General features: G+C 38.5%; 18 protein-coding genes. 14 read left to right on the top strand and 4 right to left on the bottom strand.

What is annotated here, in order from left to right:
- The first annotated feature begins 197 nt into the window (after positions 1–197).
- From ABJH90_RS07805 to ABJH90_RS07780, 6 genes are all read left to right on the top strand, one after another.
- Entirely contained in the window at positions 198–890 is a 693-nt protein-coding gene (locus ABJH90_RS07805) for a DUF481 domain-containing protein (protein ID WP_348143128.1), read from the top strand.
- A gap of 154 nt (positions 891–1,044) precedes the next feature.
- On the top strand, positions 1,045–1,380 hold the full coding sequence (locus tag ABJH90_RS07800) for a YtxH domain-containing protein (RefSeq protein ID WP_348143125.1): 336 nt from the start codon (positions 1,045–1,047) through the stop codon (positions 1,378–1,380).
- A complete protein-coding gene (locus tag ABJH90_RS07795) occupies positions 1,377–1,724 on the top strand; it encodes a hypothetical protein (protein ID WP_348143122.1) in 348 nt (115 codons plus the stop codon). The genes ABJH90_RS07800 and ABJH90_RS07795 overlap by 4 nt, the downstream gene beginning before the upstream one ends.
- On the top strand, positions 1,725–1,934 hold the full coding sequence (locus ABJH90_RS07790; RefSeq protein ID WP_348143119.1) for a hypothetical protein: 210 nt from the start codon (positions 1,725–1,727) through the stop codon (positions 1,932–1,934).
- 144 nt (positions 1,935–2,078) lie between these two features.
- The gene (locus ABJH90_RS07785) at positions 2,079–2,897 is read left to right on the top strand and encodes a DUF1080 domain-containing protein (protein WP_348143116.1); all 819 of its coding nucleotides are present in this window, start codon (positions 2,079–2,081) and stop codon (positions 2,895–2,897) included.
- A gap of 13 nt (positions 2,898–2,910) precedes the next feature.
- A complete protein-coding gene (locus tag ABJH90_RS07780; RefSeq protein ID WP_348143114.1) occupies positions 2,911–3,663 on the top strand; it encodes an SDR family oxidoreductase in 753 nt (250 codons plus the stop codon).
- Positions 3,664–3,679: 16 nt separating this feature from the next.
- On the opposite strand, the gene ABJH90_RS07775 is transcribed toward ABJH90_RS07780, so the two are convergent.
- The 3 genes from ABJH90_RS07775 to ABJH90_RS07765 all read right to left on the bottom strand — a co-directional run bounded on the left by ABJH90_RS07775 (position 3,680) and on the right by ABJH90_RS07765 (position 6,728).
- Complete coding sequence (locus ABJH90_RS07775; RefSeq protein WP_348143111.1) at positions 3,680–4,189, bottom strand: cytochrome c; 510 nt, start codon at positions 4,187–4,189, stop codon at positions 3,680–3,682.
- Between the two features lie 6 nt (positions 4,190–4,195).
- Positions 4,196–5,512: a PQQ-dependent sugar dehydrogenase gene (locus ABJH90_RS07770; protein WP_348143108.1), complete on the bottom strand. Its 1,317-nt coding sequence runs from the start codon at positions 5,510–5,512 to the stop codon at positions 4,196–4,198.
- Positions 5,513–5,612: 100 nt separating this feature from the next.
- Entirely contained in the window at positions 5,613–6,728 is a 1,116-nt protein-coding gene (locus ABJH90_RS07765) for a Gfo/Idh/MocA family oxidoreductase (protein WP_348143105.1), read from the bottom strand.
- Between the two features lie 234 nt (positions 6,729–6,962).
- Here ABJH90_RS07765 and ABJH90_RS07760 point away from each other — a divergent pair, with 234 nt between their 5' ends.
- Together ABJH90_RS07760 and ABJH90_RS07755 are read left to right on the top strand one after the other, a co-directional pair.
- Complete coding sequence (locus tag ABJH90_RS07760; protein ID WP_348143103.1) at positions 6,963–7,673, top strand: hypothetical protein; 711 nt, start codon at positions 6,963–6,965, stop codon at positions 7,671–7,673.
- Between the two features lie 139 nt (positions 7,674–7,812).
- Positions 7,813–9,075, top strand: coding sequence for an amino acid permease (locus ABJH90_RS07755; RefSeq protein WP_348143100.1), 1,263 nt, complete (start codon positions 7,813–7,815; stop codon positions 9,073–9,075).
- A gap of 8 nt (positions 9,076–9,083) precedes the next feature.
- Here the strand turns inward: ABJH90_RS07755 and ABJH90_RS07750 are convergent, their stop codons facing one another.
- On the bottom strand, positions 9,084–9,764 hold the full coding sequence (locus ABJH90_RS07750) for a class I SAM-dependent methyltransferase (protein WP_348143097.1): 681 nt from the start codon (positions 9,762–9,764) through the stop codon (positions 9,084–9,086).
- Positions 9,765–9,898: 134 nt separating this feature from the next.
- On the opposite strand from ABJH90_RS07750, the gene ABJH90_RS07745 reads away from it, so the two are divergent.
- The 6 genes from ABJH90_RS07745 to ABJH90_RS07720 all read left to right on the top strand — a co-directional run bounded on the left by ABJH90_RS07745 (position 9,899) and on the right by ABJH90_RS07720 (position 14,146).
- A complete protein-coding gene (locus tag ABJH90_RS07745; RefSeq protein ID WP_348143094.1) occupies positions 9,899–10,879 on the top strand; it encodes a sugar phosphate isomerase/epimerase family protein in 981 nt (326 codons plus the stop codon).
- A 69-nt stretch (positions 10,880–10,948) separates the two neighbouring features.
- Complete coding sequence (locus tag ABJH90_RS07740; protein ID WP_348143091.1) at positions 10,949–11,317, top strand: hypothetical protein; 369 nt, start codon at positions 10,949–10,951, stop codon at positions 11,315–11,317.
- Positions 11,318–11,375: 58 nt separating this feature from the next.
- Complete coding sequence (locus ABJH90_RS07735) at positions 11,376–12,035, top strand: DUF1080 domain-containing protein (RefSeq protein ID WP_348143088.1); 660 nt, start codon at positions 11,376–11,378, stop codon at positions 12,033–12,035.
- A 65-nt stretch (positions 12,036–12,100) separates the two neighbouring features.
- Positions 12,101–13,663 (top strand): aryl-sulfate sulfotransferase, encoded by a 1,563-nt coding sequence (locus tag ABJH90_RS07730; protein ID WP_348143085.1) that lies wholly within the window; start codon positions 12,101–12,103, stop codon positions 13,661–13,663.
- Positions 13,664–13,799: 136 nt separating this feature from the next.
- Positions 13,800–13,928 carry a hypothetical protein gene (locus ABJH90_RS07725; protein ID WP_348143082.1) on the top strand — a complete coding sequence of 43 codons (129 nt, stop codon included), beginning with the start codon at positions 13,800–13,802 and terminating at the stop codon, positions 13,926–13,928.
- 26 nt (positions 13,929–13,954) lie between these two features.
- A complete protein-coding gene (locus ABJH90_RS07720; protein ID WP_348143079.1) occupies positions 13,955–14,146 on the top strand; it encodes a hypothetical protein in 192 nt (63 codons plus the stop codon).
- Positions 14,147–14,160: the final 14 nt, after the last annotated feature.

Genomic DNA, 14,160 nt, shown 5'->3' with positions numbered 1-14,160 from the left:
TGATATTCTGCATATGAACGGACTTAAGTTCATTTGTTTTAATATCTTTTTAAGAAATGCAAAAATGAATAAAAAACAATTATTTTTAGACAACCAACCTTTACTGCACTATGCGATTAAATGTCCTTCTTTTAATTATTTTTTGTTTGGTAAGTAGTTCCTTTTATTCACAAATAGTTAATATAGAGTCCGCAAGAATGCAAACAGATTCTGTCAGGTTTGTTTTGAATAACGATTTTTCATTCAGATATAACGATAATGACGGGAACTATATCTTCGAACTTAGTGATGCAATATACACACAGTTAAAATCAAAAGATTTTCGTAAATTATATTTTTTCTTGGGCAATCTGGGGCTTATTCGCTCCAAGGGCGAGGATTTTTCAAATAACTGGCTTTTGCATTTTAGATTCAATTATAGACTTACCCGTGTAATAAGAATTGAGTCTTTTGTTCAAAGTCAGAGCAATAAATTATTAGATGTTAGTGGCAGACATCTAATTGCAGGAGGTTTGCGTTTTAAGGCAATTTCAACAGAACACATAAGGCTGTATTTAGCAAATTCTTATATGTATGAAGTAGAGATCAGTGATGTACTAAACCAAAATTTTTACAACCACAGGAATAATACGTATATGTCACTTTCAATTGTACTGCCAAAGAGTAAAATAAATATCACCAACATACTCTATTATCAACCTCTATATAAGGATATTGGTAATTATAACATCTCAGAACAGTTCAAAATTGAGATCCCAATTTCTAAAACAATAAATGTGAATAGCTCATTCTATTATTTTTTTGACAGCCAGACTCCAAATAACCGATCGCAATACACTTCGAATCTTTTTATTGGAATAGGGATTTGTCTTCCAAATCAAAATAACTAATTGTTTTAGCTTCTTTTCTAAAATAAGCGTTAATTTCTCATAATTCATAATTGTTAAGCTCGTTAATTACTGCATTATTTAAGTTATACCTTAACAAGTTTAGGACCCAATTTTGTATCTTTAATTCTCGATCAGCATCATAAAAATTTATATTATGGATAATTCTGGAAATACTTTAATAGGCCTTATTGCCGGTACGGCTATAGGAGTTGCTTTAGGGGTACTCTTCGCTCCCGATAAAGGAGAAGTAACAAGAAAAAAATTAGCAGACGAAGCAGCTGCGGCCCAGGCCAATCTGTCTGAAACTGCTGCAGACCTGAAAGAAAGGGTTAGAGACACTTTAAACTCAGATCCAAGTGCCCTTGAAAATGGGATTGAGGGTCTAATTTCCAATGCAAGTTTTAAGGCGGAAGATATTATCTCAGCTTTGGAAAAAAAGCTAAAGGAATTAAAAGTTAAAAACAGTAAATTAAAAAAATCTGCTAAATGAGTGTACTAGAATCGCTTGACCGGACTTCAGACAAAGCTGTTAACCTTGGCGAAGAGTATTTATCGAAGACAAAGGAGTATTATGAGCTAAAAGTTTTTCAGCAACTCACTGCCACCACGGCTTTGTTTTGTAAAGCAGCTATAGTAGGTAGCCTGAGCTTTTTAATAATAATATTACTAATAGTTGCCGGTACTATGGCATTAGGCAATCTAATTGGAAATATGATTCATGCCTGTTTGATTAGCGCAGGCATTTTATGTGGTATTGGAGCTATTGTCTATGCTTTAAGATCTCGAGTAGAAAACCTCATTATCCGGGGAATGTCTAAACAATTTTTCAATTAAATGAAAGAGTATAAAAATAAAGACGAAATAAATTACGACCTGAAACGCCTGAGTCTTGAAAGACAGATTGCCTGGGAAGAAATGAAGGGTCTTAAAGAAGATTTTAAAGAAAGTATACAACCTTATAATTGGTTTGGACCTATTTTGTCTTCAGTAAAGCAATACGGCATTTTTTATTTTATTCGTTTGTTATTTAGTAAGAAAAAATAAGCATAATTGTCATTTTAGTTTAGCTGTGGTTAGGTGTTAATTTTAGTATAAGTTACCCGATAGTATTTAACCTACCTGATCGCTTTGGGTACCCTGCCTTATTTTTTTGGTACATTTAAATATCCAGCCCAAAATTAAATGCTAATGAAGAATTTTGTCTACGCCTTATTCCTTTGCTTCCTCTTTTTTAGCTCCTGTAAAGAGAAGAAATCTACTCCACAAAAAGAAATATCTGAGCCTGTTGAACAAAAAACGGCGCTAAACAATTGGAAACCTTTGTTTAACGGTACCAACTTAGATGGCTGGACCATGAAAATAATGGGGTATCCTTTAGGAGAGAATTTCGGGAATACATTTCGGGTTTCAGGTGGAATTTTGAGTGTTCGTTACGATGCTTATGGAGAAGATTTCAATAATAGGTTTGGTGCATTATATTTTAATGAGAAATTAGCAAATTACCGCCTAAAAGTGGAATATCGGTTTGTCGGAGAAACGGCTCCCGGGGCACCTGAATGGGGGTTTAGAGATAGTGGTGTTCAATTTCATTCTCAGTCCCCGGCCTCTTTAAAAACAGATCAACCATTTCCGGTTTCCCTGGAATATAACCTGCACGGGGGCAATGGAACTGATGAAAGGCCGGTTGGAGCTATTTGCGCAAATGGTATGCTTGTGGAATTAAACGGGCAACAAAATATAAGCTATTGCACCCCTCCCCTGGTAAAAAGAACTTTACATGGGGATCAATGGGTGACGTTGGAAATAGATGTAAAAGATGGTGAAATAACTCACTATGTCAATGGAGAAGAAATCTTGAGCTATTCCAACCCAACCTATAACAATGAGCATGAGATAGCTAAAACCCTTATTGTTAATGGTGACGTTTCGGTAAAAGACGGATATATTTCCTTGCAGTCTAACAGTCATCCTATAGATTTTAGGAAAATAGAGCTTTTGAAGTATTAAATTCAAATTAGAGATGAATAAGAAATCAAAAATTGCCATAGTAACCGGTGCGGGCTCGGGTATTGGAAGAGCAGTAGCAATTGCACTAAATAAGGATGGATGGATTGTAATTCTTGCGGGCAGGCGTGAAGAAAACCTCATAGAAACAGCAGCTAAATGCAATACGGCCGGCACGCTGGTAGTACCAACGGATGTTAAAGATCCGCTAAGTGTCAAAAATCTTTTTGCCCAAACTTTAAAAGCTTATGGACGTCTGGATTTACTTTTCAATAATGCAGGAGTAAGTGCCCCTGTAAAGCCAATGGAAGAACTTAGTATTGAAGAATGGAAGCATGTGATTGACACTAATTTAAATGGTGTCTTTTTCTGTACGCAGGAGGCATTCAGAATTATGAGATCTCAGGATCCAATAGGTGGACGAATAATAAACAATGGTTCACTTTCCGCTCATGTACCGAGGCCGTGCTCTGCGCCCTATACGGCAAGTAAGCACGCGGTAACAGGCTTAACCAGATCTACTTCCCTGGATGGTCGGGCCTATAACATTGCGTGTGGACAAATTGATATCGGTAATTCCAAAAGTGAAATGACAAAAAAGATAGAAAAAGGAACACTACAGGCTGATGGTTCACATAAAATAGAACCTACAATGAACCCTGAAGACGTGGGCCGTACTGTAGTTTATATGGCTGGTTTACCTCTAAATACTAATGTCCCTTTTCTTACAGTTATGGCCAATCAAATGCCATATATTGGAAGGGGTTAAAATGATTACACTCGTGTTATTTTTTATTTGCTGATCTGAAAGAAGTTACTTCTTCGACTGTAATTGGTTCGGCTTTATTCCCAAAACTATTGCGTATGTACGATGCCACATTAGCTATTTCTTCGTCTCCCAACATTCCAAAACCTTGCATTACATTGGCATATTCAGATCTGTTGTCCTCCAATCCCGCTTCAGAGCCCTTAATAATAATCTCCAACATCCTGTTCTTGTCACCCAGCACATTGTCTGATTGGGCAAGGGGTGGATTTAATCCGGATACCCCTCCTCCATTTGCCTGATGACAAGTTAAGCATACTTGCTTATATACCTTCTTGCCTTCTGCCATATATCGTGGCAGATCGGCCTCAGGCACCTTTGGCGGTGATTTTGTAAGCGTTTGGATTTCGGTTTCAGAACTTGCCTTGTCTTCTTTTTTAGATGAATTACAGCTATTCAATAAAACAATTACCGCAAGTCCCAAAAGAAAAATTGTAATTGTATGTTTAAGGTATGGCTCTTTTTGCAATCTTATTTATTTTTTGCCGTAAACAATTCTGAATAATGTACCTCCGGCATCATCTGACACATAAAGAGAACCATCTGGTCCCTGCGCCAAGCCAGTTGGCCTGTGCTCAGCTTCACTAGGGGAAGAAACTTCTTCTAAGCCGGCAAAGCCATCAGCAAAAACCTGCCACTCCCCACTGGGTTCCCCATTTTTAAAAGGTACAAAGGCAACCATATACCCTTTTTGTTTTTCAGGTGCGCGGTTCCATGAACCGTGGAAAGCAATAAAAGCACCATTTTTATACTCCTCCGGAAACTGTTCTCCGTTATAGAAAAGCAGGTCGTTGGGAGCCATATGTGCAGGAAAAGTGGCTATTGGATCTATAGCATTTTCGCCGGCTGTTTTTTTACCATCCCCACCGTATTCAGGCGATAAAATCTTTTTATTCTGAAATTGATCATAATAAATATAAGGCCATCCTGCATCGTCACCTTCATTGATTACATACATTGTCTCTGCAGGTAAGTTGGCCGAAGTCTTTTGGTCAAAAAGATCTGGATAGAGTGTGTTCAATTGATCTCTTCCATGTTGAGTAACTACCAGCTTATTTAGTTTGAAATTCCAATCGAGCCCTACGACATTTCGTAATCCTGTAGCATATCTTTTCCCTTCAGCATAAGACTGTTTCATTTTATCTGCCCTGAACTGCCATATTCCTCCGGCCGAATCAAGAATGCTGCATGGCATCACCCCGGGAGAACCCAAAGTTCTGTCTGTTTCCTGACAGGCATTAGAATACGCACCTATATTTACGTAAATATTTCCATCCCCGTCCATAGTAAAGGATTTTGTAGCGTGTGTTCTATAAGAAACCAATTTGTCTACCAACGTATCCGGTGCATTTGTGTTAGTTACTTCACCGCTGGCATCGAGTTTATACCTGAAAATTTCCTCGTCTGATGAGGCATATAAATAATTCTTATCCAGATACATCCCGGTTCCACCATAATCCGCAAACCCTTTTTTTGCATCAGCTATCCCATCGCCATCCTGGTCTTCAAGGTAAATTATACCTTCTCCATCAATTGGTTTTCTTAACTTCAGGTAAATACCGCCATTAGAGTTAACGGCGATATGGCGCGGTGCCCCTAAAGAATCCGCTACCTTTATTACTCCAAAACCATCGGGAACGTTTATACCTTCGTTATCAGGACTTATATTTAAAACAACTGCCTTTTCTGATTTTTCCTGCTTCTCTTTGCAGGCAGAAATTGCAAAAATTGCAATCAACAGAAAAAATAATTTTGGTCTTAAATCAAATGATTCATGTGCAGTTTTGAACATAATAATTGCATTTACAGTCATTAAAGATATAATAATACTTTCTTTTTATGTGATTCAAGTTGATGTAAAACCTTTGTGAGGAGATTTAATTTTTCAGAAATCACGATGAGGTCAAATCTACCTTCTTTCCGGTTTTTACCGCCTTATATATGGCATCTATAATTTTCATGTCTTTTACGCCTTCTTCACCATCTACAGGAATCGCAGGCTGTTTGTTCTCTAATAATATGCCTGCCATTTCATCCATCTGTACAGTCTGATGCGTAATATGAGGATCCGTGAGTTCCCCCTTATGAGTTCGGGCTTTGATTGGTCCGTAACCCGTAGACGGCTGCATTTCGGCCCACCCTTCTATACCTGCAAGGTAAAATCTATCCAGATGATTTACGGCATAGGTAGAAAGGCAGGAGGCCACAGCGCCACCCGGGAAACCCAATTGAAACTGTATGGTTTCATCTATCCCTTCCTTAAATTTGACCGGATCGTTTTTAGTTTCCTGGGCGGTAACCCATATGGGTTCTTCCCCTATCATATAACGTGCTCCATTTATGGAATAGATACCAATATCCATCATTGCCCCACCGCCTGATAGTTTTTTATTCAATCTCCATTGATTGGGATCTCCAATTATAAACCCCGATTGTCCCTGAAAGAAAATAATTTTTCCAAATTCTCCTGTCCTGCTCATCCGAACGATTTCAAGTGTTTTGGCTTCGAAATGCATGCGATATCCTATCAGCAATTTAACATTGGCGGCCCTACAGGCGTCAACCATCTCCTGCCCTTCCCGGGCATTGACGCCCATTGGTTTTTCGCAGATTACATGTTTCCCGGCAAGGGCAACCCGTTTGGTAAATTCACAATGCAGTCCATTTGGTGTAATTACGTAAACCGCATCAATATCAGGATTGTCTTTTATCTGATCAAAGTTTTCATAATTATAGCAATTTTTATCAGGAACATTATAGTTTGCCTTCCATTTGGTCACTTTTGAAGGTGTCCCACTAATTAACCCAACAAGTTTAGCCCGCTTACAACTTTGCATTGCTTCGGCAACCCGGGTTCCATAACTCCCAAGTCCCATTATTGCAACACGTAAAACGGGTCCGTCATAGAAGGAGGCAGATTGGGCAAAAATATTGGTTGAACTACATAATATTGGTAAGCCGACCGCTGAAGTGGTTATTTTCTGTACAAATTCTCTGCGTGTGCCCATATTAATGATTTTTTCAAAGTATATAAACTTAAGAATTAATTTAATAGAACCGGGGTTTATCAAAACATCTTCTCGCAAACAAACAGGTCTAAACTATATAGACCGATAAATAAATATGCCCATACGGACAATAAAAATAGTCTTTCGTCCCATTCTGCTATGATCCTTTGTTAAATATCAATATAATTGTTCGATTTCGCTTAAGCGCAATTTATTAACCTAAAACATAATAAAATGAAAAATTTAGTGCTTTATTTATTTCTATTTTTTGCATTTTCAGTAAATGCACAGGATTTCTATTGGACCTATTACAATTTTAGCGTAGAACCTAAAGATGAGGCGGCCGTTTTAAAATTAGTCGAAGATTATTTTAAAGAGCATAAACGGGATGGTGTTACCGTCCGATTTTTTGAAAACCACTTTAATGATAGTGATAATAATTATACGCATTCCATTGGGTTTTCAGGTTCCCTGGAAGCTATGGGAGCTCAGTACTCCGGTGAACAGAACGATACATGGGACTTATTTTTGACAAGAGTGAATAGCCTTATCAAGAGCTCATTTAGTTCTTCTATGGGGCGGGGTATTGCAACATACGGGGCTGATGCAGCCAATGGTGTTTGGCCCATACAGCATTATCTTTACATTAAAGTTTCAGATAATAACGCCTTTCAAGCCGCCCGGGAAAAGTATTTTTCCAAGTTTAAATCAGATGTTAGGTTAACCGTCTTAGGTAGTGTCAATTCTGGTCGTTCACCACATGGTGAAACCCATATGGTTCTACAGGGCTATAAAGATTTTAAATCGGCCATGGCAGGCATTGATGCTCTTCTTAGCCCGGATCAGGTTGAAGCACGTCAGAAAGCCTGGAAAGAATTTATTGAAACCAATGGAGGGGTAGAAGTGATCCGAAATGGTACCAGGATACTTCTTGGCAAATGGTAAAAGATTTATATTAAAGTAAAAACCCCTTATTTGAAGGGGTTTTTTTTATATTCATAATTGCCAAAATAAAATAATCATTAGAATTACAACTTAAATCAGATAAAACCTGAGTAAGACAAAGAACAAGATTGGTTGGATAGTGGGTGCTGCACTGGTGGTAGCTAATATGATTGGCACAGGTGTTTTTACAAGTCTGGGGTTTCAACTTCAGGATGTTACAAATACATGGTCTATTCTTTTGCTTTGGTCCCTGGGAGGTGTCATGGCGATTGCCGGCGCATTTTGTTATGCCGAAATAGGAAGTGCCATAAATAAATCTGGCGGTGAATATATATTTCTTTCCAAATTATTTCATCCACTCGCGGGGTATCTTTCGGGCTGGGTTTCACTTACTGTTGGATTCGCAGCCCCCGTGGCCCTTGCCGCCATGGCTATGGGAGCATATTTAGGAAACGTGCTCCAGGTTAACAACACTTTATTGGCCATATCTGTGATAGTAATAATATCTATCATACACTCATTTAATCTTAATGTAAGTAGCAAATTTCAGTCCTATGCCAGTTGGTTCAAAGTCTTGTTGATTCTTTCTCTTATCCTTATTGGACTTTACTATACCCAAAGTGATTCAGCACTTAACTTTTCCAATTCATGGATGGTAGAGATCTTAACTCCTTCATTTGCCATCGCTTTTGTCTATGTGAGTTATTCATATACCGGCTGGAACGCTGCCTCTTATATCATTGAAGAGATAGACAAACCCAGGATTAATCTTCCTAAAGCACTTATCCGGGGGACACTACTTGTGACCTTGTTATATGTGTTCATGCAACTGGTCTTCTTAAAGCATGGAACACTGGCAGAACTGCAAGGACAATTAGATATCGGACATGTCTACGCTTCCAACATACTAGGCAGCCAGGGTGCCAGTACTATTAATATCCTAATTTCTTTTTTTTTAATCTCCAGTATTAGTGCAATGATTTGGGTGGGGCCACGAGTATCCCTTGCTATGAGTAAGGATTTTAAGCTCTGGCAATTTTTACAAAGGAAGAACAAGAACAATCTTCCAGTGGCAGCGGTTTGGCTGCAAGCAATGCTAAGTATTGTCTATGTGCTTACAGGTACCTTTGAAAGTGTACTGCTTTATTGTGGATTTATTTTACAACTAAGCGCGGCCTTTACCGTTGCCGGGGTATTTGTGCTGCGTAAAAAAGAATCCCAAATACCTTACTTTAAGGCCCCGTTTTACCCTCTGTTACCCCTGGTTTTTATCCTATTCAGTATTTGGATATTTGTTTATCTGATAATTGATAAACCATTGGAAAGTATGATCGGACTGCTTATCCTGGCAATAGGTGTTCTCACCTATTTTATCAATAAAAAGATTACCAAATCTTCCTGATAGGATAATTATAATTTTGAGACTACCATGTAAATTAATTTGTTGGTGTCCATGCCATAATCTGCAATTCCTTCTTTTTCTTCGTACAATAGAACTTCAAAGCCCCCTTCTTTTGTGAACATTTCTCTTAGTGCATTTTTTTCACAGCCAAAGTTTGGGCGGCCCATTTCAAGACCAGCTTCACGGTGAAAAAACTCAAAAACAAACAGGCCTCCGGGTTTGAGTGCCGTTTTTATTTTTTTAGTTATTCCATCAATTTGCAGACAGCCACCATATAACCAGGTAATCATATCCCATTGCTCAGTTCCATAATCAAATGTTTCAAAACTGGCTATTTCAGTTGTCAATTTTACATTTTGCTCTTTAGCTTGTTCCATTGCAAAGGCCACAGCCTTATCCGCTAAATCAAAACCGGTAACATCCCAACCATTCCTTGCAAGATATAACGCATTTCTGCCCTGCCCCATAGCCACACATAGTGCCTTTCCCGGGTTCACAGATTTTGCCGTCTGACTCAAAAGATTATTCGCTTCTTTATTAAATGAATAAGTAGTATCACCGACCAGACTACGGTTCCAGCGTTGTCTTATACGTTCATTTCTTTCTTCAAGTGTGGTGATTGATTGCGCAAAAGCAGAAGTACAACAAAGAATTGTTAACAATAGCAAAGGCATATAAATAAGTCTCATAATTTATGTTTAGGTATAAATTGGTTATCTTAATCCTCTTGTATAATTTACTAATACCTAATATACCAATTTTTGTTATAAGCCAGTAATAGTTTAATTAGTTAACAGGAGATAACCGAATAAGCAGCTGAAAAATGAAAAATAAAATTTCGAGAAGAAATGCAATAACTACAAGTCTTAAGGTTTTCCTGGCGGCAATGGGAGGGTATGCATTTAAGGCAAGGGTGCAGGATCAATCTTACTTTGAAAACACCTCTTTAAAAAAGATACTCCCTATAAGAATTAGCTTGAACACCTCCACTCTTTTACATTATAAATTGGACGTGGATGTGCAAATTGATATGGTGGCTGATGCCGGATTTGATGGAGTTGAATTGTGGATGCGAGACATAAAGGCATATCTGGAAAAAGGCGGTACAAGTGAACAGTTGAAAAGAAAATTGGAAGAGAGGGGACTAATCCTGGAAAATATAATAGGCTTTTCCAAATGGTGCAGTGATGATCCTGAAGAAAGAAAAAAAGCAATGGAACAATTGCGGGAGGAAATGATGATTATTGCCCAGATGGGTGGTAAATTTATTGCCGCGCCGGTACAAGGATTGAAATCGCTGGATAGTACAAAGTTTGATGAATATTCTGAAAGGTACAATGCTATTCTTGAACTGGGCGATGAAACCGGGGTAACCCCAATACTGGAACTTTGGGGTATGGGTGCACTAAACAAGGTGGCGGATTGTGCCCGAATAGTAATCGCCACCGGGCACCCCAAAGCAACAATGTTGCTCGATTTTTATCATGTTTACCGCGGAGGGAATGATTGGGACACCGTCGATATCCTGAATGGAAAAAAATTACCCGTTATTCATATAAATGATTACCCTTCAAGTCCGGCTTACGAATTGTTAAAAGATTCAGACAGGGTATTGCCTGGAGAAGGTGTATGCCCGTTTAACGTGGTTATCCCTAAATTATATAATGCAGGTTTTAGAGGTGGTTTTTCTGTGGAGCTTTTTAACAAAGAATATTGGGCAACCATGGATGCTGAAACCATGCTAAAAAACAGCTATGAGAAAACGTATGAAGTCGTTGAAAAGGCGCTTGCAAAAACTTTATAAGACTGCGATAATTACAAGTGGTGACATTTAAGAAGTGTCCCGGCAAGGACTGAAAATATAAATAGATCCATGAAAAATCAAAGGCTAACAACTATCATCCTCTGGACCGCACGAATTTTAGGTTCTGTCATCATAGCTTTTGTTTTATTTTTTCTTGTAGCTCACGTTTTTGGAAATAACGAATCTGGGGAGGGATTTCGTGACTCGAAAGAAATAATCACTTTTCTTTTGTTCCCTATCAGCACTGTAATTGGATTAGCTATCGCCTGGAAATGGGAGGGACTTGGAGGAATAATAACTACAGTTGGTATGATAGGGTTATTTAGCCTGCGACCAGATTTGCTCAATAGTTTTTATATTACAATACCAATTATTCCGGGGCTCTTATTTATCGCTTATTGGTTAATAACCAAAAACAATGAAACACCAAATAACTGAATATATAATCCATCCGCTATCAGGATATGGTTTATAAATTAACATTTAAATTTAAATCATGATAAAACTTAGTTTAAAACACGCAATCATCCTCCTTCTTAGTCTTGGAAATTTAAGCCCGATTTTGGGGCAGGAAACAAAAAGTGAAGAGGACAGTGAGTGGATTTCCCTTTTTAATGGTAAAGATCTTGAGGGTTGGAAAGTTGGTGTAAACGCTTCTACTTTTTCTGTAGAGGATGGTACTATAAAGGTTGCCGGCGAAAGAGCACATTTGTTTTATGCGGGCGATGTTGAAAATCATAGGTTTAAAAATTTCGAATTTAAGGCCAGGGTGATGACCAAGCCCGGTGCCAACTCAGGTATTTATATCCATACAAAATATCAGGAAGACGGATGGCCCACTTATGGCTATGAAGTGCAGGTGAATAACACACAGGGCGACTGGAAACGTACCGGGAGCTTATATGGAATTGTTGATATTAAAGAAAATTACATAAAAGACAATGAGTGGTATACAGAATATGTGAAAGTGGAAGGCAAGCGCATTATCATTAAAATAAATGAAATTGTAGTTGTTGATTATACAGAACCTGAGAATCCATTACGGGAAGGAGAGGGTATACACCGAGTTCTTAGTGTTGGTACTTTTGCACTTCAGGGGCATGATCCCGGAAGTGTTGTTTATTATAAGGATATTATGGTAAGACCTTTACCTTGATTTGCCTGAAAAATTTTAAATTAAGCCTTACTTTTAGTCAATCTTTAAATTAATCAACCAAACCAATGAAAAAAATTCTAAGCTATTTCAGTGTCATTGTCTTTGTTCTGCTTCTTTCTAATTGTGGCGACAAAAAACCCGATGACGAGTCGGCCGATAAAAAGGACCGCAATATGTTCGGGCATCATATTCCACGAGGAGTGACAAAAAGCTCTGACAGCCTTATGCCGGGTTATGCAATGTTTTCACCTGCAAATTCTCCCTTCACCTACCTTGTAAACAGAAATGGGGAAGTAGTACATGAATGGAAGGGGAATTATGCCGCCTTTAATGCCTATCTCATGGATGACGGCTCTATACTACAAGGCGCTAATGATCCCGATTATCCGGTTTTTGGTTTTGGTGGACCCTATGGGAGGATACAGAAAATTACCTGGGAAGGAAAAATTTTATGGAACTTTGAATACGCAGATACTACGCAAATTATACATCATGATTTTGCTGTAATGCCCAATGGCAATATCCTGGCGATTGCCTATGAAACCTCTACCTATGAATATGCTCTTGACCTGGGCCGTAAACCAGAACTGATTCCAAGATCCGGGCCATGGATGGAGAAAATTATAGAAATAGAACCTAAAGGTTTCAGCGGGGGTAAAATTGTTTGGGAGTGGCGTGTGGAAGATCATTTGATTCAGGATTACGATGAAAACAAGCCCAATTATGGCAACCCGCAAGAACATCCTGAATTATTCAATTTTAATCTCGGTGATTCCATACCAGCTCGTATAACCCAGGACAGTTTGGACATATTAAAAGCCATGGGACGGGGTGGAAGAAACCTTACCCTTGATAATCCTCATTCGGATATTTATCATTTTAACGCTATAAATTACAATGCAGAGCTGGATCTGATTGCTTTTAGTTCTCCTGAATTGAGTGAAGTTTATATAATTGATCACAGTGTTTCCACCGAAGAAGCTGCGGGTCACCAGGGTGGAAAAAGTGGAAAAGGAGGAGATTTACTGTTCAGATGGGGTAATCCTGAAAATTATATGCAAGGCGACTCTACGGATAGGAAGCTATATTACCAGCACGATATTCGCTGGAATGAAAAAGGGAAACCCGGTGCCGGAAATCTTACCCTCTATAATAATGATGTCCCCATGGGACCCGATAGCCTGAATTATTCCGCTATATATGAAATTAACCCTGTATTAAAGGAAGATGGTACATATGAAATGATGTCCAACAACCGTTTTGCTCCAGAGGAACCTGTATGGAGCTATGTGGCCAAAGATACCATCTCATTTTACGGGAGTTTTATTTCAGGGGCACATCGTATGGAAAATGGTAATACGTTCATTAACGAGGGCCCTAAAGGCCGTTTATTTGAAGTGACTCCGGACAGGGAAGTTGTTTGGGAATATTTAGTCCCATATCGCGGTAACATTCATAAACCAAATGGGGATCCAACAGATATGATGCCCATGACCTATAGTACGTTCCGGGCCACTTTTATTCCGGCGGATCATCCTGCTTTGGAAGGAAAGGATTTAAAACCCTTGGACCCTCAACCCGAGCCATTTGTGATGCCACCGCCATCTGAAGAGGACAAGAAAGAATGATTAAATGCCTTTTAAAGAAGTTAAGGTATTTCTTAAATGAAAAAGGTTTGGCAGGTCCTGCTAAATTTAATAATTGTAGTGTTTATGCTAACACCCAAGCTTAATTAAAAGGTTCAAAATATTTTAAACTTAGACTATGAATGGATTTGATATAGTGATGGTAATTGCAATAATCCTTTTCGCAAGACTGGGGGTGCGTTTACTTATGGGCTATCAAAAAATGAAGAAAGACAAAAATAAGGATTCCAATAAAGAGGATTCCTAAAAATCAGTTAACTATATAAAAAAAACATGGGGATATTTTGGGATTTACTGCAACAGGAAGAACTCGATAAACAACAGGCACAGGCCGATAGCGTTGAAGACCGGGTGGCTATTCTAGAGACTGAATTGGAGAACACACGACTACTCTTGAGAAAAACTCTGGAAGCACTTGAGACTCATCTCAACCAGGATATTGATGGGGATGGAGTTACAGGCTAATAAGTTAGTTTCAT

Source organism: Eudoraea sp. (assembly GCF_039969275.1).
In the GTDB taxonomy this organism is placed as follows: Bacteria; Bacteroidota; Bacteroidia; order Flavobacteriales; family Flavobacteriaceae; genus Eudoraea.
Note: the sequence above shows the minus strand (reverse complement) of the source record. Positions and strands in the feature narration are given on the sequence as shown.

What these genes read in the sequence shown, in the direction of transcription:
- ABJH90_RS07805 (WP_348143128.1), top strand. Translation starts at nt 198, where the DNA reads ATGCAAACAGATTCTGTCAGGTTTGTTTTGAATAACGATTTTTCATTC.
- ABJH90_RS07800 (WP_348143125.1), top strand. Translation starts at nt 1,045, where the DNA reads ATGGATAATTCTGGAAATACTTTAATAGGCCTTATTGCCGGTACGGCT.
- ABJH90_RS07795 (WP_348143122.1), top strand. Translation starts at nt 1,377, where the DNA reads ATGAGTGTACTAGAATCGCTTGACCGGACTTCAGACAAAGCTGTTAAC.
- ABJH90_RS07790 (WP_348143119.1), top strand. Translation starts at nt 1,725, where the DNA reads ATGAAAGAGTATAAAAATAAAGACGAAATAAATTACGACCTGAAACGC.
- ABJH90_RS07785 (WP_348143116.1), top strand. Translation starts at nt 2,079, where the DNA reads ATGAAGAATTTTGTCTACGCCTTATTCCTTTGCTTCCTCTTTTTTAGC.
- ABJH90_RS07780 (WP_348143114.1), top strand. Translation starts at nt 2,911, where the DNA reads ATGAATAAGAAATCAAAAATTGCCATAGTAACCGGTGCGGGCTCGGGT.
- ABJH90_RS07770 (WP_348143108.1), bottom strand. Translation starts at nt 5,512, where the DNA reads ATGTTCAAAACTGCACATGAATCATTTGATTTAAGACCAAAATTATTT.
- ABJH90_RS07765 (WP_348143105.1), bottom strand. Translation starts at nt 6,728, where the DNA reads ATGGGCACACGCAGAGAATTTGTACAGAAAATAACCACTTCAGCGGTC.
- ABJH90_RS07760 (WP_348143103.1), top strand. Translation starts at nt 6,963, where the DNA reads ATGAAAAATTTAGTGCTTTATTTATTTCTATTTTTTGCATTTTCAGTA.
- ABJH90_RS07750 (WP_348143097.1), bottom strand. Translation starts at nt 9,764, where the DNA reads ATGAGACTTATTTATATGCCTTTGCTATTGTTAACAATTCTTTGTTGT.
- ABJH90_RS07745 (WP_348143094.1), top strand. Translation starts at nt 9,899, where the DNA reads ATGAAAAATAAAATTTCGAGAAGAAATGCAATAACTACAAGTCTTAAG.
- ABJH90_RS07740 (WP_348143091.1), top strand. Translation starts at nt 10,949, where the DNA reads ATGAAAAATCAAAGGCTAACAACTATCATCCTCTGGACCGCACGAATT.
- ABJH90_RS07735 (WP_348143088.1), top strand. Translation starts at nt 11,376, where the DNA reads ATGATAAAACTTAGTTTAAAACACGCAATCATCCTCCTTCTTAGTCTT.
- ABJH90_RS07730 (WP_348143085.1), top strand. Translation starts at nt 12,101, where the DNA reads ATGAAAAAAATTCTAAGCTATTTCAGTGTCATTGTCTTTGTTCTGCTT.
- ABJH90_RS07725 (WP_348143082.1), top strand. Translation starts at nt 13,800, where the DNA reads ATGAATGGATTTGATATAGTGATGGTAATTGCAATAATCCTTTTCGCA.
- ABJH90_RS07720 (WP_348143079.1), top strand. Translation starts at nt 13,955, where the DNA reads ATGGGGATATTTTGGGATTTACTGCAACAGGAAGAACTCGATAAACAA.